This window comes from Nocardia iowensis (genome assembly GCF_019222765.1).
Lineage (GTDB): Bacteria > Actinomycetota > Actinomycetes > Mycobacteriales > Mycobacteriaceae > Nocardia > Nocardia iowensis.
In genome coordinates this window covers 2,238,274-2,259,966 of the sequence record NZ_CP078145.1, presented here as the reverse complement: position 1 = coordinate 2,259,966, position 21,693 = coordinate 2,238,274, and the positions used below count along the sequence as shown (strand labels likewise).

Annotated in this window: 22 protein-coding genes; 4 read left to right on the top strand and 18 right to left on the bottom strand. The window is 66.7% G+C overall.

The window, feature by feature from the left end:
* Positions 1–29 precede the first annotated feature (29 nt).
* The 3 genes from KV110_RS10265 to recO are packed head-to-tail and all read right to left on the bottom strand — an operon-like array spanning position 30 to position 2,089.
* On the bottom strand, positions 30–458 hold the full coding sequence (locus tag KV110_RS10265; protein WP_218475447.1) for a YbjN domain-containing protein: 429 nt from the start codon (positions 456–458) through the stop codon (positions 30–32).
* Entirely contained in the window at positions 455–1,276 is an 822-nt protein-coding gene (locus KV110_RS10260) for an isoprenyl transferase (protein WP_218475445.1), read from the bottom strand. Before KV110_RS10260 ends, KV110_RS10265 begins: the two co-directional genes overlap by 4 nt.
* A 60-nt stretch (positions 1,277–1,336) precedes the next feature.
* Positions 1,337–2,089, bottom strand: a complete 753-nt coding sequence (gene recO / locus KV110_RS10255; RefSeq protein ID WP_218475444.1) for a DNA repair protein RecO — start codon at positions 2,087–2,089, stop codon at positions 1,337–1,339.
* A 141-nt stretch (positions 2,090–2,230) separates the two neighbouring features.
* Here recO and KV110_RS10250 point away from each other — a divergent pair, with 141 nt between their 5' ends.
* Positions 2,231–2,611: an Aca2/YdiL-like domain-containing protein gene (locus KV110_RS10250; RefSeq protein WP_218475442.1), complete on the top strand. Its 381-nt coding sequence runs from the start codon at positions 2,231–2,233 to the stop codon at positions 2,609–2,611.
* Between the two features lie 3 nt (positions 2,612–2,614).
* Here KV110_RS10250 and KV110_RS10245 read toward each other — a convergent pair whose 3' ends face one another.
* From KV110_RS10245 to KV110_RS42050, 4 genes are all read right to left on the bottom strand, one after another.
* Positions 2,615–3,214 (bottom strand): TetR/AcrR family transcriptional regulator, encoded by a 600-nt coding sequence (locus KV110_RS10245; protein ID WP_218475440.1) that lies wholly within the window; start codon positions 3,212–3,214, stop codon positions 2,615–2,617.
* On the bottom strand, positions 3,201–4,067 hold the full coding sequence (locus tag KV110_RS10240; protein ID WP_218475438.1) for an alpha/beta fold hydrolase: 867 nt from the start codon (positions 4,065–4,067) through the stop codon (positions 3,201–3,203). The genes KV110_RS10245 and KV110_RS10240 overlap by 14 nt, the downstream gene beginning before the upstream one ends.
* A gap of 381 nt (positions 4,068–4,448) precedes the next feature.
* Positions 4,449–4,673 carry a 50S ribosomal protein L28 gene (gene rpmB, locus KV110_RS10235; protein WP_218475436.1) on the bottom strand — a complete coding sequence of 75 codons (225 nt, stop codon included), beginning with the start codon at positions 4,671–4,673 and terminating at the stop codon, positions 4,449–4,451.
* 245 nt (positions 4,674–4,918) lie between these two features.
* Positions 4,919–4,999: a hypothetical protein gene (locus tag KV110_RS42050; RefSeq protein WP_393539133.1), complete on the bottom strand. Its 81-nt coding sequence runs from the start codon at positions 4,997–4,999 to the stop codon at positions 4,919–4,921.
* A 255-nt stretch (positions 5,000–5,254) separates the two neighbouring features.
* On the opposite strand from KV110_RS42050, the gene KV110_RS10225 reads away from it, so the two are divergent.
* On the top strand, positions 5,255–6,700 hold the full coding sequence (locus tag KV110_RS10225; RefSeq protein ID WP_218475434.1) for an amidase: 1,446 nt from the start codon (positions 5,255–5,257) through the stop codon (positions 6,698–6,700).
* Here the strand turns inward: KV110_RS10225 and mtnC are convergent.
* Positions 6,675–7,358 (bottom strand): acireductone synthase, encoded by a 684-nt coding sequence (gene mtnC, locus KV110_RS10220; protein ID WP_218475433.1) that lies wholly within the window; start codon positions 7,356–7,358, stop codon positions 6,675–6,677. The genes KV110_RS10225 and mtnC overlap by 26 nt on opposite strands.
* Positions 7,359–7,601: 243 nt before the next feature.
* On the opposite strand from mtnC, the gene KV110_RS10215 reads away from it, so the two are divergent.
* Positions 7,602–10,823 (top strand): NACHT domain-containing protein, encoded by a 3,222-nt coding sequence (locus KV110_RS10215; RefSeq protein WP_218475431.1) that lies wholly within the window; start codon positions 7,602–7,604, stop codon positions 10,821–10,823.
* Between the two features lie 14 nt (positions 10,824–10,837).
* Here the strand turns inward: KV110_RS10215 and era are convergent, their stop codons facing one another.
* From era to KV110_RS10185, 6 genes are all read right to left on the bottom strand, one after another.
* Positions 10,838–11,743, bottom strand: coding sequence for a GTPase Era (gene era, locus KV110_RS10210; protein WP_218475429.1), 906 nt, complete (start codon positions 11,741–11,743; stop codon positions 10,838–10,840).
* The gene (locus KV110_RS10205) at positions 11,736–12,116 is read right to left on the bottom strand and encodes a cytidine deaminase (RefSeq protein ID WP_218475428.1); all 381 of its coding nucleotides are present in this window, start codon (positions 12,114–12,116) and stop codon (positions 11,736–11,738) included. Before KV110_RS10205 ends, era begins: the two co-directional genes overlap by 8 nt.
* The gene (locus tag KV110_RS10200) at positions 12,113–13,417 is read right to left on the bottom strand and encodes a hemolysin family protein (protein ID WP_393539130.1); all 1,305 of its coding nucleotides are present in this window, start codon (positions 13,415–13,417) and stop codon (positions 12,113–12,115) included. The genes KV110_RS10205 and KV110_RS10200 overlap by 4 nt, the downstream gene beginning before the upstream one ends.
* A 50-nt stretch (positions 13,418–13,467) precedes the next feature.
* Positions 13,468–14,022, bottom strand: a complete 555-nt coding sequence (ybeY, locus tag KV110_RS10195) for an rRNA maturation RNase YbeY (protein ID WP_218475424.1) — start codon at positions 14,020–14,022, stop codon at positions 13,468–13,470.
* An 84-nt stretch (positions 14,023–14,106) separates the two neighbouring features.
* Positions 14,107–15,165, bottom strand: coding sequence for a PhoH family protein (locus tag KV110_RS10190; protein ID WP_218478323.1), 1,059 nt, complete (start codon positions 15,163–15,165; stop codon positions 14,107–14,109).
* A 160-nt stretch (positions 15,166–15,325) separates the two neighbouring features.
* A complete protein-coding gene (locus KV110_RS10185; RefSeq protein WP_218475422.1) occupies positions 15,326–16,228 on the bottom strand; it encodes a LysR family transcriptional regulator in 903 nt (300 codons plus the stop codon).
* Between the two features lie 250 nt (positions 16,229–16,478).
* Between KV110_RS10185 and KV110_RS10180 the strand changes: the two genes are divergently transcribed.
* Positions 16,479–17,720: an MFS transporter gene (locus KV110_RS10180; protein ID WP_246634447.1), complete on the top strand. Its 1,242-nt coding sequence runs from the start codon at positions 16,479–16,481 to the stop codon at positions 17,718–17,720.
* 81 nt (positions 17,721–17,801) lie between these two features.
* Here KV110_RS10180 and KV110_RS10175 read toward each other — a convergent pair whose 3' ends face one another.
* The 4 genes from KV110_RS10175 to KV110_RS10160 form a co-directional block, all read right to left on the bottom strand.
* Entirely contained in the window at positions 17,802–18,545 is a 744-nt protein-coding gene (locus KV110_RS10175; RefSeq protein ID WP_218475420.1) for a 16S rRNA (uracil(1498)-N(3))-methyltransferase, read from the bottom strand.
* Positions 18,546–19,697, bottom strand: coding sequence for a molecular chaperone DnaJ (gene dnaJ, locus KV110_RS10170; RefSeq protein ID WP_218475418.1), 1,152 nt, complete (start codon positions 19,695–19,697; stop codon positions 18,546–18,548). It abuts the gene before it with no gap.
* Positions 19,698–19,839: 142 nt separating this feature from the next.
* Positions 19,840–20,871, bottom strand: coding sequence for a heat-inducible transcriptional repressor HrcA (hrcA, locus tag KV110_RS10165; RefSeq protein ID WP_218475417.1), 1,032 nt, complete (start codon positions 20,869–20,871; stop codon positions 19,840–19,842).
* Positions 20,872–21,226: 355 nt separating this feature from the next.
* Complete coding sequence (locus KV110_RS10160) at positions 21,227–21,607, bottom strand: hypothetical protein (RefSeq protein ID WP_218475415.1); 381 nt, start codon at positions 21,605–21,607, stop codon at positions 21,227–21,229.
* Positions 21,608–21,693 lie beyond the last annotated feature (86 nt).

Below are 21,693 nucleotides of genomic sequence, written 5' to 3'. Positions count from 1 at the left end.
CGACTGTCACGTGTCTGCCATGACAGATGTCAGGGCAGCAGGCCCTGCCTGGCGCGGCCCGCGCCGGAGAGGACGAGCACCAGCATGGTGGCCAGTGCCTGGTCGTCGAGCCCGGCGGCCGGGAAGGTGTAGCGCAGGATGATGTCGGCGAGCTTGTCGTGGGCGATCACGGTGAGCGACCCGAACTGTAGCGCGTTGTTCCGCTCGGCGACCCGCTTGTGCAGCTGCGGCTTGATCGGCCGATCCCAGGCCAGTACGCAGGTCAGGGTCAGCACGTCCAGGCCGGGCGCGAGGCTCACCGCACGCAGCGAGCACAGCGCGCCCTCGTATTCGAAACCGATCGAGCCCTCGGGGTCGACGCGCACGTCGATGTCGTACAGCGAAAGGCAGGCACCGGCGCGCGCCTGAAGTTCGTGTTCCGGAGTCACCGATGATTCCATGCCTGTGCCGCCGTTCATTTGGTGCCGCCGAAGCGTCGGTCACGGGAAGCGTACTGGAGGCACGCTTCCCACAGATTGCGCCGGTCGAAATCGGGGAACAGGGTGTCCTGATAGACGTATTCGGCGTAGGCGGACTGCCAGAGCAGGAAGTTCGAGCTGCGGAACTCCCCGGACGGCCGCAGGAACAGATCCACGTCCGGCATGTCCGGCTCGTCGAGGTATTTCGCCACCGTCGCCTCGGTCACCTTCTCCGGGTCGATCTCGCCCGCCGCCACTCGCCGCGCGATTTCCCTTGCCGCATCGGCGATTTCGGCTCGGCCGCCATAGTTGACGCACATGGTGAGGGTCATCACCGTGTTGTCCTTGGTCAACTCCTCGGCGACTTCCAGTTCGTTGATCACGCTGCGCCACAACCGAGGTCGCCGTCCGGCCCAGCGCACCCGAACGCCCATTTCGTTCATCTCGTCGCGGCGGCGGCGGATCACATCGCGATTGAATCCCATGAGGAAGCGCACCTCCTCGGGGCTGCGCCGCCAGTTCTCGGTGGAGAACGCGTAGGCCGACAGCCACTTCACGCCGATCTCGATGCAGCCCTCGACGGTGTCCATCAGCACCGCCTCGCCGCGCTCGTGTCCCGCGGTGCGCGGCAGTCCGCGCTCCTGCGCCCACCGGCCGTTGCCGTCCATCACCAGCGCGACATGGTTCGGCACCAGGTCGGCCGGAATTTCCGGCGGACGAGCTCCCGAAGGGTGCTGCGAAGGCGGACGAACGGTGCGGGCCGCGCCCGGCCGTGCGTTCGACCTGGTCGCGGTGGAGGAGTCTCGGCGGAGGATCACGGCCCCTATCCTGCCTGATGGTTGTGGAGGCCTTGTGAAGGTCTCCGCGGACCTCAGCTATCAGGCCGGGAAGCCCACTGGACGGGACCGCTCGATCAGCGGCAACGTGCGCAACTGCCGTTCCAGATGCCATTGCAGATGCGCGGCGACCAGGCCACTGGCCTGCCTGCGCGCACCATCGGGCACCGTCTCGATGTAGTCCCATTCGCCGCGCAGCAGCGCGACCAGCAGATCGAGCACGCCGGGCGCCGGTGTCGCCGAGCCGGGCGGGCGGCAGTGCACGCACACCGCGCCCCCGGCCGCGACGTGGAACGCCCGGTGCGGGCCCGGGGTCGCGCACTTGGCGCATTCGTCCAGCGCGGGCGCCCAGCCCGCGAAACCCATGGCGCGCAACAGGAATGCGTCCAGGATCAGCTCGTGCGGCCGTTGCTTGGCGGCGATGGCGCGCAACGCGCTCGCGGTGAGCGCGTGCAGCCGCGGCGCGGGCGCCCGCTCCTCACCGGCCAGCCGTTCGGCGGTTTCCAGCACCGCGCAGGCCGTGGTGTAGCGCCCGTAGTCGTCGATGATGTCGGCGGCGAACGCCTCCACCGTGTGCACCTGGGTCACCACGTCCAGTGTGCGTCCCGGATGCAACTGCACATCGATATAGGCGAACGGCTCCAGCCGGGCGCCGAACCTCGACTTGGTGCGACGCACCCCCTTGGCCACCGCACGCACCAAGCCGTGCTGGCGCGTCAGCAACGTGACGATGCGGTCCGCCTCGCCCAGCTTGTGCTGGCGTACCACCACCGCCACATCTCGATACAAACGCACGCCTCATCCTCCCACGAACATCCGACAGCCCTCGGCAGGCGCGGCACTGCCCCGGTCACTTCCCGGACGAATCCACCATGCCGTTCGGCGCACTGACCTATTCTTTTTCTCTACCGCACTGCTGGGGAGGGGTTTTCGGATTTGGACGACCTACTTGGTACCGGAACCGCCGCAGGTTTCCGGGCCACTCGTGAACTGCTCGGCCTGCCGGTGCCCTGGTGCGCCCGGCTCTTCGCCGTCGCCGAGCGCACCGTGGAACGCTGGGAGAAGGGGGCCTTCCAGATTCCGGACACGGTGGCGCGCGAGCTCGCCGAGATCGCCGACGAGACCGAGCAGGTCATCGAGGCGATGGTCGACGCCATCGGCGCCGGGGAGATCTCGCCGCGCCTGCACACCTATCGGACCAATGACGACTACTGCCGCCACGAGCCGGACACTCGTTACCCCGCCACCTGGCATCGCGCCGTGTGCGCCCGGGTCATGGTCGAGTTACCGCAGGTGGAGCTGCAATTCGTGGAGTAAAACTCAGGTCTTGATGAGGCCGGAGATCAGCAGCAGCATCGACTGCTGGGCTTCGGCGCGGGCGCTGTCCGGATCGTCCGCGTGCGCGACGATCAAGGCCGATTCGGTCAGTGCGCTGAGCAGTAGCTGGGCCAGTACCTGGATGGGTGCGTCGGCGATCAGGCCCGCGACGCGAGCGCGTTCCAGCTGGGCGGTGATCACGCCGAGGCCGTGCCGGCTCTCGAATTCGCGCCAGGCCTGCCAGCCCAGTACGGCGGGCGCGTCGGTGAGCGAGATACGCAGCATCGCCGGGCGCTGGCAGATCTCCAGGAACAGGCCGAGGCCGACCGCCATCCCGGTCATCACATCGTCGGGATCGACTGTGGCGATGGCCTTTTCGATCTCGTCGGTGGCTTCGACCTCGATCTGTTCCAGGACGGCGAGGAACAGGCCGCGCTTGTCGCCGTAGTGGTGGTGCAGCGCGCCACGGGTGACCCCGGCCTCGGTGACCAGTTCCTCCGCCGAGGTCGCCGCGAAGCCGCGCTCGGTGAACAGGCGACGTCCGGCCTGTTCGAGCGCGGCCCTGGTGGTGCGGGAGCGGTCCTCCTGGCTACGGCGTGGCATGCAGCCGAGTGAACTCCAGGATCGACTCGGTGAGCAACTCGGGCTGGTCTTCCGGCAGGAAGGTGTAGGAGTCGTCGATGACCTCCAGTGTCGCGTGCGGCAGGTCCCGGGCCAGGCGTTCGGCATAGGACATCGGGAAAATCTTGTCCTCGCTGGCCCACACCAGCAGCACCGGTATGTCGACCGACGCGAAGCGGGAGGCGGCTTCCAGCGTGTAGCGGCGGTGCGCGTTCTTCAGGAACGACCGCAGATTTCTGCGGACCGCAGCGGATTTCTTGGGGCCCGCCAGATACGAGTCGGCGATCTCCGGCGGCACCCGGCGTTTGGCGACCAGGCCGAACACCAGTGGCGTCGGCTGCAGCGCCCGGATGCGCGCCAATTCGATGACCGGACGCATCGAACCCGGAATCTTGGCCAGCCAGGTGAGCAGGGCGAACGGCTGCGGCAGGAATCCCTCGTAGCTGTCGACCGCGGCGAGCACAACGCGCCCGATCCTGGCCGGACGACGGGTCATCAGCACCTGGGTGATCGCGCCGCCGGTGTCGTTGGCGACCACGGTGACATCGGTCAGGTCGAGGCGTTCGAGGAAGTCCGCGATGAGGTCGGCCACCCCGGTCGGGGTGAGGTCCGCGTCCGGGACCGCGATCTCGTGTGCGCCGAGCGGCCAGTCCGGGGTCAGGCAGCGGTAGCCCGCGGCGGCGATGCCGGGGACGACCTTGCGCCACAGGTCCGCGTTGACGATCAGTCCGTGCACGAAGACGACCGGCGACCCCTCCCCCGTGTCGTGGTACCGAATGCGGCCGCCGGGCAGATCTACCTCGTGCGTGCGGCCGAGTGCCGTGCTGATTCCCATGGTTCCTCCAGTGCGTCGCGGTCTCACCACTGTTACATACATACGGTATGTATGTCTATATCGAGACCCGAGCGACCTTCGATGGAAGCGCCGAACCGCGGGTTTTCGCTTCAGTGCTCGACACGAGGCCGTAGACGACTCACCAGACGCTGACTGTGTTGACCGTATTCCGGGTCATTGAGAGGAGCGGCAACGAAATCGGTGTGCAGTAGACGGCGATCGAGTCGAGTCTCCAGGCAGCCGATGCAAAGGATGCTGTCTTCCGCGGCATTGGCGTGTTCCCATACGCGGTCGTGCACCGTGTACCACTCGTCTGGACCATCGAGGGGTGCGGTCGGCAATCCGCAATCGTGACAGGGGAACTCATCCCGCTCGCAAGAGTTATGCCTGTGCGCGACGCTCCACCTTTCCCTTCTTGAGGCACGAAGTGCATACCTTCATACGCACGGGGGTACCGTCTTTGACGGCCCGCACCGGTTGAATGTTCGGATTGAATCGGCGACTCGTCCGGCCTTTGACATACCGTTGCTGAGCCCGACGTCCGGCCCGCGCTACGCGATTCCCGAAGCTGGGCTGCTTACCGCAGACATCGCATCGACTAGACATCTCATGGCTCCTTTTCGGTGTCGGCTATCGCCGCTGACTGTTTCCTTGGCCGACCATGGGGATCAGCCTGAGGATAAATTCTCCAGCACTGTGCCGAGACGCGTAAACGGTTCGCGCCCTTGGGTTCCGCTTCAAACGGCCCCCTACCAGCGAATATGTGGAGACTGGGCATTCGGGCCCGCCAGTTTCAAGGCAAAATGCATCGGATTCAGTGCAGATTGCATTTCGGGCCAACAAGTCGTGTGTCAGATCCAGCCACGGGTGGCAGCGACGCGTATTGCCTCGATGCGATTGCGGGCGCCGACCTTCCGGTTGATGGCAGCCAGATTGTGGCGAATCGTTCCCGGCGAGAGATGCAGCGTCTCGGCGATTTCATCCCGGGGTGCGCTCTCGCGCGGCCAGCTAGCGGATATCGATATCGCGTTCGGTCAGTGAATTGCCGGGAGCGTGGAGGGCCTCCGCGTCGGTCTGCGGCTCCAATACCCGATCACCGCAGGCCACCCTGCGCACAGTGTCGGCACTAGTCGGTTGTCCAGTTGCGGGTTACGGTTTTCCGAAGCACGACGAGAGAGGGAGCTCACATGACAACCGCCGACCAAGGGCGACTCCCCGCCGGAGCACCGCCGAACGACCTCGGGCTGTCCGACTACGCCGCCGCACTCGCGCACGGCACCATCGGTTCCGTCGCCGCGGTCGGCGCTGCCCTCGACCGCATCGAGGCCGCCCAGCCGACGCTCAACGCGTTCCGGCTGGTGCGCCGCGACCGGGCACTCGCCGAGGCGGCCGACGCCGACCGGCGCCTCGCGGCGGGTGACCGGCTGCCGCTGCTCGGCGTGCCGATCGCGGTGAAGGACGACACCGATATCGCCGGTGAGCCAACGGCATTCGGCTGCGGCGGCGATTTCGCGCCGAAAACCGAAGATGCCGAATCGGTTCGGCGGTTGCGCGCGGCGGGCGCGGTGATCGTCGGCAAGACCAACACGTGTGAGCTCGGTCAGTTGCCCTTCACCAGCGCGGCGTCCTTCGGGCACACCCGCAATCCGTGGGCCGCCGACCGCACGCCCGGTGGCTCTTCCGGCGGCTCGGCGGCGGCGGTCGCGGCCGGATTGGTACCCGCCGCACTGGGTTCCGACGGCGCGGGCTCGGTCCGGATCCCAGCCGCGTGGACCAATCTCGTCGGCATCAAACCGCAGCGCGGCCGGATCTCCACCTGGCCACACGCCGAGGCGTTCTACGGGCTCACCGTCAACGGACCACTGGCCCGCACCGTCACAGACGCCGCCCTGCTGCTCGACCTGGCCGCCGGACCGCACCCCGGTGATTTACACACTCCCGCACCGATTTCCGCCACCGAGGCGGTCGGGCGTGATCCCGGCAGGCTGCGGATCGCACTGTCGCTGCGCACGCCGTTCACGGCGACAAGGACCGCGCTTGACCCCGAGGTCGCCGCGGCGGTGCGGCGCGTCGGCGACACCCTGCGCAAGCTGGGCCACACGGTGACCGTCGCCGATCTGCACTACGGCCTGCTGATCGGCGCGTCGTTTCTGCCCCGGTCATTGGCGGGCATTCGCGCGGCGTACCGGAAGTTCCCTGGCGCCCAAGTGGATCCGCGCACCATCGCCAACACTCGGTTCGGCACCCTGCTCGACGGCCCGGCGCTGTTCGCCGCACGGCAGGCGGAACCCTTGCTGCACAGGCGCATCGGGAACTTCTTCCGCGACTACGACGTGGTGCTCGCGCCGACCACCGCGACACCGCCGCCGCGCGCCGAGGACATCGACGGCATCGGCGTGCACGCCACCAACAACCTGATCACCGCCGCCTGCCCCTACACTTGGCCATGGAACGTGCTCGGCTGGCCGAGCGTGAACGTCCCGGCCGGTTTCACCGAGGCGGGCCTGCCGATCGGCGCGCAGCTGATGGGCACCGAGGCCACCGAACCGATGCTCGTTTCTGTTGCGGCGCAACTGGAATCGGAGCTGCACTGGGAACGCGAACGCCCTAACCCGTGGTGGTTATCTCGCTGAATCGCGTGATTCGCGGATGCTCGCCGACATCCGGCGAGCCGTCGTCCGGGCGGGACACTCCAGCCGTCCGCAGCCCGGCGGCGGCCGCGGCGTCCAACTTCTCGATCGCGGCGGAGGCGAAGGTGATCCGCTCCGGCGGCACCCCGATCACCTTCGCGATCAGCCGGTACGACACCGGATCGTCGTCGGCTCCCTCCGACGCGCTGTCGAAATAGCCGCCGATCGAATGGGCCAGATCGCCGAACTCCGAGTGCGCGAACCAGAGCTGTTGCACCAGTTCGGATTCGGCACAGAACACATAAACAGGTACACCCGAACGATGCCACGCCTCCAGCACCGGAGGCACATCCGCGTAGAACCGCGCCGACAACGCACCGGATGCGAACCCGTCCAGCCAGATCAACCCTTGCAACGCCCCCAACGGCTCGGCTCTGATCCCGAGATCGCTCCACTGGTGCAGTCGCTCGGTCACCACATCCAGGTCGGCAGCCACGTCCCCCATCGCGAGGCGCACCGCATCGATAATGAGCGCAATCTCCGGCTCCGATTTGCGCACCCACTCCGCGATCCGCGGACGGGCGTAGGGCACCAGCGAGTCCCGTATGGCGGCAACAGGACTCACAGTTCCCTCGATGTCGAGGAGGACAGCGTCACGCATACGACAACCTCATCAGAGTTCGGTATTCCGGTAGCGATCGGGGTCACCCTATCCATCGGTTGAAACGGAGCGCACCGCCACCACCAGGTCATGACCGGGGTTCCTCGTAGGCGGTCATCTGTATCGACGGCCCCGGACCTGATCCGATTATCCGCAGTTCACTCGATGTGTCCGACAGCGGTGGCATCATCGATGCGCTACGAGATGGGATGAGACAGCGCAAACCTTGTCGGCAGGGGGAACATGAGCGCAGAACTCATTGCGATCAGGCTGGGTACCGCGCTGGTCGGACGTGCGGCGCATCTCCTACTGGCGAAACAGCAGGGGGATCAAGACCGGCGGTCCGATATGGACGGGCTGATTCGGCGATACATTCCCGGCCTGCGTCCGCAGCGCAGCGTGCAGCGGCAGTTCGAGCAGATCGCGGATTCAGTGGCCGACCGGCTGGAGCCGATGCTGACGCATGAGTTCCGCGGAATGGACGCGGGTGAGCACGCTGCGGTAGTCGATGCGGTGATCGACGCGTTCGAAAACGCCGATCTCTCCGACAAGGTGATCTTCGAGTCCAACGCGGACTCGGCACAGCTGGCGCGCCGGATCCGTGAAGCTGCACGGCCGCCGGTCGGGCTCAGTGCGGCCGGGTCGGCGCTCTATGAACAGCTCGTCGCGGAATGCTGCGATTGCTATGTCCAGATCGTTCGCCATCTGCCGGTGTTCACCGAACGGGCAGTGGCCGAATTGCTCAGTCGGGTGGACGAACTGGGCAAGGATGTCAGGGAGGTCTTGGAACGACTGCCCAAACGCTCTTTGTACGCTCCGGGTGGCAGCGACCACGACGCCGCCTTTCGCCATGAATACCTGACACTGATCAGCCGGTCTCTCGATGAGGTCGAGCTGTTCAGTTTCGCCGTAGAGCAGCCGTTGCGCACCAAGCTCTCGGTTGCCTACGTCAGCCTGCGGGTGACCACAGAGCCCGGCGGACGGTGGCTCCGGATACCCAAAGACCCTGCACTGTGGCGCAGCCCGGCACCACGGACAGGTATCGAAGCGTGGCAGGCCGACGAGCAAGAAACGGGTGGCGAGCGGGTCGAAGCGGCGTTGAGTCGAAAATCGAGAATCCTGCTGCGCGGTGAAGCGGGCTCCGGCAAGACCACCCTGCTGCGCTGGCTGGCGACCACGGCGGCGCGTGCGTCGTTCACCGGCGAGTTGGCCACCTGGAACGGGCTCGTCCCGGTACTGCTCAGGTTGCGTAGCTACGCCTCTCGCGAATTGCCGAAACTCCACGAGCTACTCGATGACGCGGCAGGCCTTATCACGAGCCATATGCCCAACGGGTGGATCGACCGCCTGCTCACCGACGGACAAATCCTGCTGCTCATCGACGGAGTCGACGAACTCGTCCCCGCCGACCGGCACCGGGTGCGCGAGTGGATCACTCTGCTGCTCCACTCGTATCCAACCACCCGGGTGGTGGTGACCTCCCGGCCGATCGCCGCGCGCAACGATTGGCTCGATGAGGCGGGATTCGCACCCGTCGAGCTCGAGCGAATGACCCCAACCGATCTGAAAGCCTTTATCCGACAATGGCACCAGGCCGTGGAGGCGAGCGGACAGCGGCTGCCTTGCCCGCCCTTGGAACTGCCCGAGTACGAGCGTGCCCTCGTCGCGAGCATTCAGGATCGGCATCATCTGCTCGCACTGGCTACCAACCCACTGCTCGCGGCGATGTTGTGTTCGCTGCACTTGAGCCGCAATCGACAGCTGCCGCGTAATCGCATGGAGCTGTACCAGATCGCGGTCGAAATGCTGGTGCAGCGCCGCGACGCGGAGCGCCATATTCCTGCCGCACAAGAGGTTTCGCTGAGCTTGACCGACAAGCTCACCGTGCTGCGGGATCTGGCATGGCGGCTGTCCGACAACAATCTCAACGAACTGGATGTCGTCAAGGCCACGGAATACGTGACCGCGAAGATCGCTTCCATGCGTCACCTCGACGTCGAGCCCGTACGCGTGATGGACTATTTGCTCAACCGCTCGGGCGTGCTGAGGTCCCCCGCCGAGGGCCGAATCGATTTCGTACACCGGACTTTCCAGGAGTATCTCGCCGCGGGCGAGGCCGCCGCGCAGGATCGAATGGGGAACTTGATAAGTCGGGCGCACCTGGACGCCTGGCGCGACACGATCATCATGGCGGCGGGCCACGCCAATCGCAGCCAACGGCAGGAGTTGATCACCGGAATCCTCGAGCTTTCCGTCCGGAACAGTGCGAACCGAAGAGAGATGTGCTTACTGGCCGCATCCTGCATGGAAACGATCGAATCGATCTCCGGCGAACTCGCCGACCGGCTGGACAAATCCATCGCACGGCTGGTTCCGCCTCGCTCCTATGAAGAGGGTGTCTCGCTGGCGTCTGTCGGCGAGTCCATCTTGCATCATCTGCCGAAAACCCTCGGGCAGCTGCGATCCGAGGAAGTGTCGGCGACGATACGCACGGTGGCGCAGATCGGCGGCACCGCGGCGTTGCGATTGCTGGCAGCTTATGCCCAGGACGGGCGACTGACGGGACAGGTAGCGCTCGGCGAGGCCTGGGCCTACTTCGACCTGGACGAGTACGCCGATCAGGTGCTCGCCAAAGTCCCCGCCGAACCTGGTCTCCGCCTCCAACTGGTCGATCCGGGCCAATGGAAGCCGGCGACTCGGCTCGACAACCTCAAAAGGTTGATCATCGACTACCCGACCAACCTCGACGACCTCGCCTTCGGTGAGCTCCCCGCCGTCCACGTTCTTCGCATCAAGCGGCTGATCGGAACGAATGACCTCGGCGCGCTGACCGTGCTACCGCCCGATTATCCAAGGCACTTGACGCTCAACGCTGTTGATAGCCGGGTCAAGGCGGTAAACCTCGCAACACTGGCAACACGCACCGGCTTGTCCACACTCGAACTGACCGGATGGGAGCCGCTTCCGCCGCTCACCGATGTCACACTGCCGACCTGTCTGCAATCGCTCGGTCTTGGCTCAGTCCATCCGGGCTACGACCTGTCATTTGTCGTGGAATCCGGGCTGAGAACGCTAAGTCTCGCTGGCATGCATGCGCACCTCCCCCTCGCTGCAGTCGGGTGCGCGGCCCAGCTCGAGAACCTGGTACTGGCCAACTGCGACCTCGACGCAGGTTTCCAGCCGCTACCGGCTGTGTTACCGGCGCTGCAATCGCTGGAACTGCGCGGCACCGTTCTGCCGTACGATCTGATCTTTCTCGCCGACTTCCCAGCTTTGACCGAGATCAGATTGATCGACTGCATCGGACCGTCGAATTCCGCCGTCAATGTGGCCTCGATTCCGCAACCCGACCCACCGAGGCAGCTGATTGTGAGTGTCGACGGCGCCACGCGGACAACAGGGGCGATCGCGTCAAGGGACCGCATCGTGTACCACCGACTCCCCAGGGGAACTACCTCGGACTGAATGCTGTCCGACCTCTAGAACCCCAGTTTGCCCAACTGTTTCGGGTCCCGCTGCCAGTCCTTCGCCACCTTCACGTGCAGGTTGAGGTAGATGCGGGTGCCGAGGATGTGTTCGATCTGGTGGCGGGCGTTGGTACCTACCTCTTTGAGGCGGGCGCCGCCTTTGCCGATGATGATCGACTTCTGGCTGGGGCGTTCGACGTAGAGGATGGCGTGGACGTCGAGCATGTCCTCGCGTTCCTGGTAGGGCAGGATCTCCTCGATCACCACGGCCAGCGAGTGCGGCAGTTCGTCGCGGACGCCCTCTAGCGCCGCCTCGCGGATGAGCTCGGCCATGAGGGTTTCCTCCGGCTCGTCGGTGAGCTCACCGTCGGGGTAAAAGGCAGGTCCCTCCGGCATTTTCGAGGCGATGACGTCGACGAGGACCTCGATCTGCTCACCCTTGACCGCCGACACCGGCACCACGTCGGCGTCCGGCCCGAGCAGCCGGGACAGCGCGAGCAGCTGTTCGGCGATCTGGTCCCGGCTCACCTTGTCGATCTTGGTTACCACACCGAGCAGAGTCGTTTTCGGCGCCATCTGCTTGATCTGCTGCACGATCCACTTGTCGCCCGGCCCGATCTTCTCGTCGGCCGGGACACAGAGCGTGATCACGTCGACCTCCGAATACGTATCGCGCACAAGGTCGTTCAGTCGCTGGCCGAGCAGGGTGCGGGGGCGGTGCAGACCAGGGGTGTCGACGAGGATGAGCTGGGCGTGCTCGCGGTGCACGATGCCGCGGATGGTGTGCCTGGTGGTCTGCGGACGGGAGGAGGTGATGGCGATCTTCTGGCCGACGAGGGCATTGGTCAGCGTCGATTTTCCGGTGTTCGGGCGGCCGACGAAACAGACGAAGCCGGAACGGAATTCGCCGTCAGCCACCGCGCACCTCGCTGACCGAATCCGCGTCGACACTGGTCTCCGCGTCGTCGACGATCTCGAAGACCGCGCCGTCCCGGTCGGTAAAGATGATCTTGGCTGCGGGCGACACCTCGCGCACCGCCGTCACGCCACGGTCGGACAACCGTCCGCCGACCACCACGGCCGCCTCGAATCCCTCTGCGCCACTGGAGATCGCGGCCGCGACCGCCGCCTGCAATGCGGTCAGGCGCAGCGCGGTCAAGCTCACCTCGCCCGCCGCGTAGGTGCGCCCGTCGGTGTCGCGGATCGCGGCGCCGCTCGCACCACCGGCGCGGCCCATCGCGCCGCGCGCCAGCACCAGCAGTTTGTTGTCCTCGGGATCCAATTCGGTCATTCGGTGTCTCCGTCCTCGTGTCGACCGGCCGGGGTCTCCCGATCCGATCCATTGCCTTTACGCTTGCCGTTCGACTTCTCGCCGTCGGTGTCCTGTGCCTTTTCGGTCGCCCTGCGCACCACCACGGTGTGCACCCGCACCCGCCCGCGGGCGTCGGCACCGCCTTCGCCGCGCAGCACCAGCCCGTGCACCACGACCTTCGCTCCCGGCAGCGGCACTCGGCCGAGCTCGTGCGCCATCAGCCCGCCGACGGTGTCGACGTCCTCCTCCTCGATGTCGAGGCCGTACAGATCGCCGAGATCCTCGATCGGCAGGCGCGCCGACACGCGGTAGCGGCCGTCGCCGAGGTCTTCGATGGGCGGCGTCTCGTCGGTGTCGTACTCGTCGGCGATCTCGCCGACGATCTCTTCGAGCACATCTTCGATCGTCACCAGCCCGGCGATGCCGCCGTATTCGTCGACCAGCAGCGCCATGTGGTTGCGCCTGCGTTGCATCTCGTCGAGCAGGCTGTCAAGCGGTTTGGAGTCGGGCATGAACACGGCGGGGCGCATCACCTCGCGCACCAGCACCTTTCGACTCCGTTCCGCAAAGGGCACAAGGTCTTTCAGGTACACCACGCCGAGAATGTCGTCGACGTTCTCGCCGACTACCGGAATCCGCGAGTTCCCGGATCGCACCGCGAGCGACATCGCCTGTGCCACCGTCTTATCCGCTTCGATCCAGACCATCTCGGTGCGCGGCACCATCACCGCGCGCGCGGCCGTGTCGCCTAATTCGAAGACCGACTGGATCATTCGGCGTTCGTCGTCGGCCACCACGCCGCGCTCGCCGGCCATCTCGACCACCTCGCGCAGCTCGATCTCGGATGCGAACGGGCCGTTGCGAAAACCTTTACCGGGGGTGATCGCGTTACCGAGCAGGATGAGCAGCCTGCTGAGCGGGCCGAGCAGCGCGCCGATGAACTGCAACGGCAACGCGGCGGCCAATGCGATCGAATAGGCGTGCTGACGCCCCAGGGTGCGTGGGCCGACCCCGATCACCACGTACGAGACCAGCACCATGACGATGGCGGTGACCAGCAACGCCCAGTTGTCCCGCCATACGGAGATCAGCGCCGCGGCGAGCAGTACGGTGGCGCCGATTTCGCACAGAATGCGCAGCAGCACCATGAGATTCACGTAGCGGGCGCGGTCGGCGACGATCCGGCTGAGTCGCACCGCGCCGGGCCGGTCGGCGCGAACCAGGTCGTCCACCCGGGCCGGGGAAATCGTGTTCAACGCCGAATCCACGCCTGCGAACATTCCGCCCACCGGGATGAGCAGAACGGCAAGCAGGATGAGGGTCAACGAACTCACGCGGGTCCTAATGCGTCACCCGGTGTGGTGAAGCCCGCCTTCCCCAGCAACCTGGCGTCTCGGGCGGCGAGCTCGGCGCGCCGCTGGGCCTCGCGCAAGCTCTCGTACCACTCTTCGAGCAGTCGGGCCTGCAGCGCGAACATTTCCTTCTCCTCCTCCGGCTCGGCGTGGTCGTAGCCGAGCAGGTGGAGCACGCCGTGCACGGTGAGCAGCGCGAGTTCGTGATCGAGTGAGTGACCGGCCTTGCGGGCCTGGGCGGCGGCGAACTCGGGGCACAGCACGATGTCGCCGAGCATGGACGGGCCGGGCTCGGGGCTGTCGGGGCGCCCGCCCGGCTCGAGTTCGTCCATCGGGAACGACATGACGTCGGTCGGGCCGGGTAGGTCCATCCAGCGCATGTGCAGGTCGGCCATGGTGTCGAGATCGACGAGCACCATCGACAGTTCCGCGGCGGGGTGCACATCCATCCGGGTGATCACGAAGCGCGCGACACTGACCAGATCTTCTTCGGGCACGTCGATACCCGACTCGTTGGCGATCTCGATACTCACCCGGTCAGCCTATGTCACGGGCTGTGTCCGACAGGTTGACACCCGGCGTCGCCGGATGTCGACCAAACGGTCCGGAGCCGGAGCTCAGCGCCGATCGCCGCGGCTCGCGGCTCGGCGCTGCGCCCGGTTGCCCGGATAGTGCGGTCCGACCTGCGGCCGGGTGTCGGATTCGGCCCGGTCGTAGGCGTCGACGATGTCGGCGACCAGCCGGTGCCGGACCACGTCGCTGCTGGTGAGGTACGAGAAGTGGATGTCCTCGATGTCGGTGAGGATCTCGCTCGCCGCACGCAGCCCGGACCGCGCGCCGGTGGGCAGGTCGACCTGGCTGACGTCACCGGTCACCACGATCTTCGAACCGAAGCCGAGGCGGGTAAGGAACATCTTCATCTGTTCGGCCGTGGTGTTCTGCGCCTCGTCGAGCACGATGAACGAGTCGTTGAGGGTGCGACCACGCATGTAGGCCAGCGGCGCGACCTCGATGACTCCGGCCGCCATCAACTTCGGGATGGCTTCGGGATCCATCATGTCGTGCAGTGCGTCGTAGAGCGGGCGCAGGTACGGGTCGATCTTCTCGTTGAGCGTGCCGGGCAGGAAGCCGAGCCGCTCCCCTGCCTCCACCGCGGGACGGGTGAGGATGATCCGGTTGACCTGCTTGGTCTGCAACGCCTGCACGGCCTTGGCCATCGCCAGGTACGTCTTGCCGGTACCGGCCGGGCCGATGCCGAACACGATGGTGTTGGCGTCGATCGCGTCGACGTAGCGCTTCTGGTTCAGCGTCTTGGGCCGGACGGTCTTGCCGCGCCGGGACAGGATGTCCAGGCTGAGCACCTCGGCCGGGGACTCGGAGGAGCCCTCGGTGAGCATCGAAACGGTGTGCCGCACCGCCTCCGGTGTCACCACGCGGTTCCGGCTGGTGAGCGCGACGAGCTGTTCGATCACCCGCTCGGCCAGCGCGACGTCGGCCGCCTTGCCGGTGAGGGTGACGGAATTGCCGCGGACGTGGATGTCGGCGTCGAGCAGCTTTTCGAGTTCACGCAGGTTCTGGTCGGCTGAACCGAGGAACGGGAACACGGATTCGGGAGCGAGTTCGATACTGGAACGCACGGTGCGTGCTGCTGGACCCGAGTTAGTGTCGGCACCGATGCCCGTCGCAGAGGTGGTCGGGTCGCCGATCTCGCCTTGAGTTCTCAAAAGTGGCTACAGCCTGCTTTCCGGTCTCGACGTGCTGCTGTGTTGATGAAAGTTTAACGCGCCCCACCGACACCGCCCAGTGAATAAGCCGCTAACGGAGGGACCGGGCTGATCATTGGATTCCCCGGCGTCGCTGCGCCCAATCCTCGGTGAAATCACGAAACCGTCGCGCCGCGGCCGACGCGGGAGCCGCGGCCGACCAGACCAGGCCGACTTCCCGGGTCGCGCCCTCGTCCGTCAGCGGGATCAGCACCGGCCCGGACAGCAGGTGGGTCGGGCCCAGATCCTCCTGCGGTAGCACTGCCACGCCGAGACCGGCCGCGACCAGGCCCGCGACGGTGATCAGGTCGCTGGCCTCGAAGGCGATGCGCGGCCGGATGTCGGCGGCGGCGCACAATTCGTCGACGATGCGGCGCATGCCGAAGCCGGGATGCATGACGATGAACTCCGCGTCGGCGACCTCGGCGAGGCGCGCCTGCCTGCGACCCGCGAGCCGGTGATCGGCCGGAACGGCGAGCGCGAGCCGCTGATTCAACAGGCCGCGCCAGCCGATGCCGTGCACCGCCGGGCGCGGCGAGACGATACCGAGATCAGATATCCCGTCGAGCACATCGGTGGCCACCATTTCGGCGGGTCCCTGGCGCAACGCGAAGGTGATTCGGGCGGAGCCGCGGCGGAAGCCGCCGACCAGTTGCGGGACCAGCCAGCCGCCGAAGGAGTGCAGGAAGGACAGGCGGACAACGCCTTTGGTCGGACTGGTGAGGTCGGCGATGGCCTGGCTCGCGGCGTCGAGTTCGGCTTGCGCGCGGCGGGCGTGCTCGTAGTAGATGCGGCCGAACTCGTTGAGGGTGATGCGTTTTCCGCGGCGGTCGAACAGTTCGGCGCCGAGCCTGCGCTCCAATCTGCCCAGCATCCGCGACAGGGTCGGCTGAGCGATGTGCAGGCGCTCGGCAGCCGCGCCGACGCGCTCCAGTTCGGCGAGTGTGGTGAACCATTCCAAGTCTTCACCCAGCATGGGTTGCCTCTCTGTCCGCTCGTTCGCCGACCAACGGTTGTCCTCGGTTCACAGAGTTTCGATGCGCCCCACAGCGACTACATGTGCTGTGGGGCGTGCGGAAACCCTGGGATCGACGAGTGGCGTGGACCACTCCGGGACCGCGGGGCGCACGGTTGGCCTTTCTATATGCGCTCAGTGCATGAACTAGGCCATTATTATTCACTTCCCTTCTGAGGGGGGACTGGTGATCCTGAGTCCGGGAGGTGCCATGTCCACGATGAAGACCCGGGCCCGGGCGGGGAGCGGTGCGTCGCACGAACGCCGGATCACCACCGCGCTGTTCGCGGCGGGGTTGGCTACCTTCGCGACCATGTACAGCGCGCAAGCCCTGCTGCCGAGCCTGTCGGCGGCGTTCGGTGCGGCGCCCGCCCATGCGGCGCTTGCGGTTTCGCTGACCACCGGGTTTCTCGCGCTGGCGATCATTCCGGTGAGCGCGCTGTCCTCGCGGATCGGGCGTACCCGGGTGATGACGGCCTCGGCGGTGAGTTCGGCGGTGATCGGGTTGCTGCTGCCGTTCAGCCCGTCGCTGGAGGTGCTGTTGACCGGTCGGGCGCTGCAAGGACTCACCTTGGCCGGGGTGCCCGCGGTGGCGATGGCCTACCTGGCCGAGGAGATCGGCGCCGATGGGCTTGGCGCGGCGATGGGCGTCTACGTCGCGGGCACCACGATCGGTGGACTGGCCGGGCGGGTGGTTCCGGCGTTCACCCTCGGCTTGGCCTCGTGGCGCTGGGCTGAAGCCACCATCTCCGTCGCGGCGGCCGTGTGCACCGTGTGGTTCGTTCGCGGCTTGCCACCGTCGCGTGGATTCGACGCTAGACCGGCCGGAATCCGCACGGTACTACGCGATCTCGCCGCCCAGCTTCGCCATCGCGGGCTGCTCTGCCTTTTCGCGTTGGCCTTCGTGCTGGTCGGCGGGTTCGTGTCCCTCTACAACTTCCTCGGCTATCGACTGACCCAGCCGCCGTTCGAATTGCCCGCCGCCGTAGCCGGTTTGGTGTTCATCCTTTACCTCGCCGGAACAGCGGCTTCGGCGGCCGCAGGCCGACTCGCCGACCGCCTCGGCCGCCACCGGATCCTCGCCGCCTCCGTAGCGACCATGGGCCTCGGCTTGTTCCTGACGATCCCCGACAATCTCGTCACCCTCGTTCTCGGGATAGCTCTATGCACCGCAGGGTTTTTCGGTTCCCACACCGTGGCGAGCGCGTGGGTCGGCGCCATGGCGAACGGAAACCGCGGCGCCGCATCGTCACTGTATTTGTTCGCCTTCTACCTCGGCAGCGCCGTAATCGGCGGCGGTGGAGGTATCGCTTACACGCATTACGGCTGGACCGGCCTGACCCTCTGTGTGGCCGTCCTTCTGCTCATCGCCGCAATCCTCGTGTGCGCTTTGATTCTTCACTCGCGGTACACCGGCCCCGCGCAGGTAGCCGACCTCGGCCAGCCCGCCTGATGCCGGTCTCACAGAGGCTCTTGACTGCCCACAGGGGCTAGAGACGCTGTGGAGGGAGACTGCTGGGCGGGCCGTGTATGGCTAGTGCCAGCGGGGGGTCAAAGCGCCGAGGGCACCCAAGGCTACGGCCGCGGCTGTCGAGGTGCGCAGGACAGTCGGACCCAGCAAGACGATGTCGGCGCCCGCTTCGGCTAGGCCGGTGAGTTCGGCGGCGTCGAGGCCGCCTTCGGGACCGACGATCAATACGACCTCGGGCGCGCCATCGAACGGGAGCTCGGTGAAACGGCCGGTGCCGGATTCGTGCAGGGCCGCGACGATCGCACCGTCCGCCCTCGCCTTTCGAACCTGTTCGACCAGGTCGCGGGTGCGGTGCAGCTCCGCGACTTCGGGGATGTAGGCCCGACGGGATTGCCGGGCTGCGGTGCGGGCGGCGGCACGCCATTTGTCAACGGCCTTGCCCGCCTTGCCTTCCCAGTTCGCGATGCAGCGGGCGGCTTGCCACGGGATGATCGCGTCGGCGCCCGCCTCGGTCATCAGCTCGACGGCCAGCTCGGAGCGGTCTGATTTCGGTAGCGCCTGAACAACCGTTACGCGTGGCGAAACCGGCTGCGCCACAGTGCGATTCAGAACCCTCAGGTCAAGCCGGTCACGTTGCGCCGCAACGACTTCCGACTCGGCAAGCACACCGCGCCCGTCCGACAAGGTAATCGGCTCGCCTACCCGGATCCGGCGCACCGTAGCGGCGTGCCTGCCCTCCTGGCCGTCGAGCACGGCGATGGCGCCCGGTTCGGGCACCTCGTCGAGGTAGAAGACCGTCGCGGCCAACTAGCGCCCGCTGAACGAGGCCCGCAGCCTGGCGAACAGGCCGCTGTTGTGCTCGGACTGCGTCGACATGACCTCGGCGCGCTCGCTCGGGCGCATGCCCTTGTACTTGCGCAGCAGGTCGGTCTGCTTGCTGTCCAGCTTGCTGGGGATCACGATGTCGAGGTGCGCGAGCAGGTCGCCGCGCGCGCCGGACCGCAGCCGCGGCATGCCATGGCCGCGCAGCACCGACACCTCGCCCGGCTGGGTGCCCGGCGGAATGGTCAGTTCGGTCGGGCCGTCCAGGATGGTGTCGATCACCACGGTGGTGCCCAGCGCGGCGTCGACCATCGGGACGCGGATGGTGCAGTGCAGGTCGTCGCCGTCGCGGACGAACACGTCGTGCGGCTGCTCGACGATCTCCACGTACAGGTCACCGGCATGCCCGCCGCCGGGACCGACCTCGCCCTGCGCGGCCAGCCGCACCCGCATGCCGTTCGCGACACCGGCCGGGATCGGCGCGGCGATCTCGCGGCGCGCCCGCACCCGTCCGTCGCCGCCACACTTATGGCAGGGGTCGGGGATGGTCTCGCCCGCGCCGCGGCAGGTCGGGCAGGGGCGGGAGGTCAGCACCTGGCCGAGGAACGACCGCTGCACCGACTGCACTTCGCCTGCGCCACCGCAGGTTTCACAACGGACCGGCTTGGATTTGCCGTTGGTGCCCGCACCGGTGCAGACGTCGCAGAGGATCGCGGTGTCCACGGTCAGATGCTTGGTCACGCCGACCGCGCATTCAGCCAGGCTGAGCCGGGTCCGCAGCAGCGAATCCGCGCCGGGCTGCACCCGTCCACGCGGCTTGCGGGTGCCGCCCGACGAACTCATGCCGCCGAAGAACGCCTCGAACACGTCCCCGAGTCCGCCGAAACCGGCGCCCGAGAAGCCGGGTCCGCCGCCGCCGGACTCCAGCGGGTCACCGCCCATGTCGACGATGCGCCGCTTCTCCGGATCCGACAGCACCTCGTAGGCGGCGGACACTTCCCTGAACCTGGCCTGCGCCGTCTCGTCCGGGTTGACGTCGGGGTGGAGTTCCCGCGCCAACTTGCGATAGGCGCGCTTGATCTCCTGGTCGGTCGCGTTCTTCGCGACGCCGAGCAGTCCGTAGTAGTCCCGTGCCACTTGAGTTCTCTAGTCCTTGGTCGTTCTCGACAATGCCGACGGTGCCTTCACCGTTCCCACCGCATGCTGATGAACAGCATTAGTCGGATGCACTCAACTTTATCCGGCCGGAAGTACGAGGGTAGCAGCGGCATCGGAGCCGTCAGCGTTCGGCGAGGACCTCGCCGATGTACCGGGCAACGGCCGCGACCGAGGCAATGGTTCCCGGGTAGTCCATCCGGGTCGGGCCGAGCACCCCCATCCCGCCGAGCACCGCACCGGACGTGCCATAACCGGTCGACACCACCGAGGTGCCGCGCATCTGCTCGACCTGCGTTTCCTCGCCGATCCGCACCGTCACGGTGCCCGGCTGTTGCGCGGCGGCCAGCAGCTTGAGCACGATCACCTGCTCTTCGAGGGCCTCCAGTACGTCACGCAGCGAACCAGGGAAACCGAAATCGGCCGCATTGCGCGTCAGATTGGCGGTGCCGCCTAGTACGAGTCGTTCCTCCGGATGCTCCACCAGCGTCTCGACCAGCACCGTCGACACCCGGATCAGCACATCGCGCAAGCGCAGCGGCGCCCGCTCGGGCAGTTCCGCGACCGCGGCCGACGCCGCGGCCAGCCGCTTTCCGTCCATCGCGCCGCCGAGCATGCCGCGCAGCGCGGCCAGATCCTCGTCGTCGATCAGCGCGCCGAGTTCGACCAGCCGCTGGTCGACCCGGCCGGTGTCGGTGATCACCACCAGTAGCAGTCGGGCCGGATTCAGCGCGACCACCTCGATGTGCCGCACCGTCGACGCGGACACCGACGGATACTGCACAACCGCGACCTGCCTGGTCAGCTGGGCCAGTAGCCGCACGCCGCGGCGCAGTACGTCATCCAGGTCGACCCCTGATTCCAGGAACTCCATGATCGCCCGCCGCTCCGCCCCCGATAGCGGCTTGACCTCGGCGATCCGGTCCACGAACTGCCGATATCCCTTATCGGTAGGAATGCGCCCGGAACTGGTGTGCGGCTGCGTGATGTACCCCTCCGCCTCCAGCACCGCCATATCGTTGCGCACCGTCGCACTGGAAACACCCAGATTGTGCCGCTCCACCAGGCTCTTCGACCCGATCGGCTCCTTGGTCGCGACATAGTCCGCGACGATCGCGCGCAGGACCTCGAAGCGCCTGTCCTCGGTGCTCGACATCGGCCCCACCTCCTCGCTTCGTCCTCGGGTACGCCGCTACAGGCCGCCGGCGAACCCATTCCCTTCGCACAACACCATACGAATCCCGGTCCGTCTGCTTAACCAGTCTAATTGCCCACGCACGAATCGCCCGCCTACGCGGGGGACGTCATACGAACTGGATTCGGCGACCACGCGGGAAACAAAGCGACGGACTGAATCGGCAGTCGCCTCGATGGACACGGGAGGAGCGCCCGTGCTCATCGAGTACGCCGACGGCACAGCGGCGACCAAGGGACCAGGCTGTGGGGCTAATGGAAGGGTTCCGGTTGGGGCAGTGGTTCGGGTGGTAGAGGCAGGGCGGTGGTAAGGCTGGTCAGGGCACGGCGGATGGCATGGAGGGATCGGAGTCCGCGCTGTCGCCGGCGTCGGCTGCGCCGTCGGTGTCGGTCTTGCCGAGGGAGAGGCTGTGGCAGCGCCCGACCACTTCGAGGCCATCGGCTTTCTGGGTGGCTGTGCCGTTGGTGCAGGAGAAGGTGGGGCCGTCGTCTTCGATCTCGATGGTGAACCCCGCGACGACCTTGCCGGTGGTGGGCGCGGAACCGGTGGCGTTGCAGTAGATGCCGAGCCCCTGCGGCCCCTTGAAGCTCATCTCCTTGCAGATGTAGGCCGGTTTAGCCGGGCCCGCGACGGCGGTGCCACTCGAGAGGACGAATACAGCGGCCAAGACGAACAGGCAAACGGAACGGATGCGCAAGACCAACCCCTTCGCGGACAGGGCGGTCCCCCGGTGCTGCGTCATCCCATACGGAACCGCCAGTCTGGTCCCAACCAACTAGCCAG

Bases quoted from the DNA above. Each gene is read 5' to 3' on its own strand.
- KV110_RS10265 (WP_218475447.1), bottom strand. From the start codon at position 458: ATGAACGGCGGCACAGGCATGGAATCATCGGTGACTCCGGAACACGAA.
- KV110_RS10245 (WP_218475440.1), bottom strand. From the start codon at position 3,214: ATGCCACGCCGTAGCCAGGAGGACCGCTCCCGCACCACCAGGGCCGCG.
- KV110_RS10240 (WP_218475438.1), bottom strand. From the start codon at position 4,067: ATGGGAATCAGCACGGCACTCGGCCGCACGCACGAGGTAGATCTGCCC.
- rpmB (WP_218475436.1), bottom strand. From the start codon at position 4,673: ATGTCTAGTCGATGCGATGTCTGCGGTAAGCAGCCCAGCTTCGGGAAT.
- KV110_RS10225 (WP_218475434.1), top strand. From the start codon at position 5,255: ATGACAACCGCCGACCAAGGGCGACTCCCCGCCGGAGCACCGCCGAAC.
- mtnC (WP_218475433.1), bottom strand. From the start codon at position 7,358: ATGCGTGACGCTGTCCTCCTCGACATCGAGGGAACTGTGAGTCCTGTT.
- KV110_RS10215 (WP_218475431.1), top strand. From the start codon at position 7,602: ATGAGCGCAGAACTCATTGCGATCAGGCTGGGTACCGCGCTGGTCGGA.
- KV110_RS10205 (WP_218475428.1), bottom strand. From the start codon at position 12,116: ATGACCGAATTGGATCCCGAGGACAACAAACTGCTGGTGCTGGCGCGC.
- KV110_RS10200 (WP_393539130.1), bottom strand. From the start codon at position 13,417: ATGTTCGCAGGCGTGGATTCGGCGTTGAACACGATTTCCCCGGCCCGG.
- KV110_RS10185 (WP_218475422.1), bottom strand. From the start codon at position 16,228: ATGCTGGGTGAAGACTTGGAATGGTTCACCACACTCGCCGAACTGGAG.
- KV110_RS10180 (WP_246634447.1), top strand. From the start codon at position 16,479: ATGTCCACGATGAAGACCCGGGCCCGGGCGGGGAGCGGTGCGTCGCAC.
- hrcA (WP_218475417.1), bottom strand. From the start codon at position 20,871: ATGTCGAGCACCGAGGACAGGCGCTTCGAGGTCCTGCGCGCGATCGTC.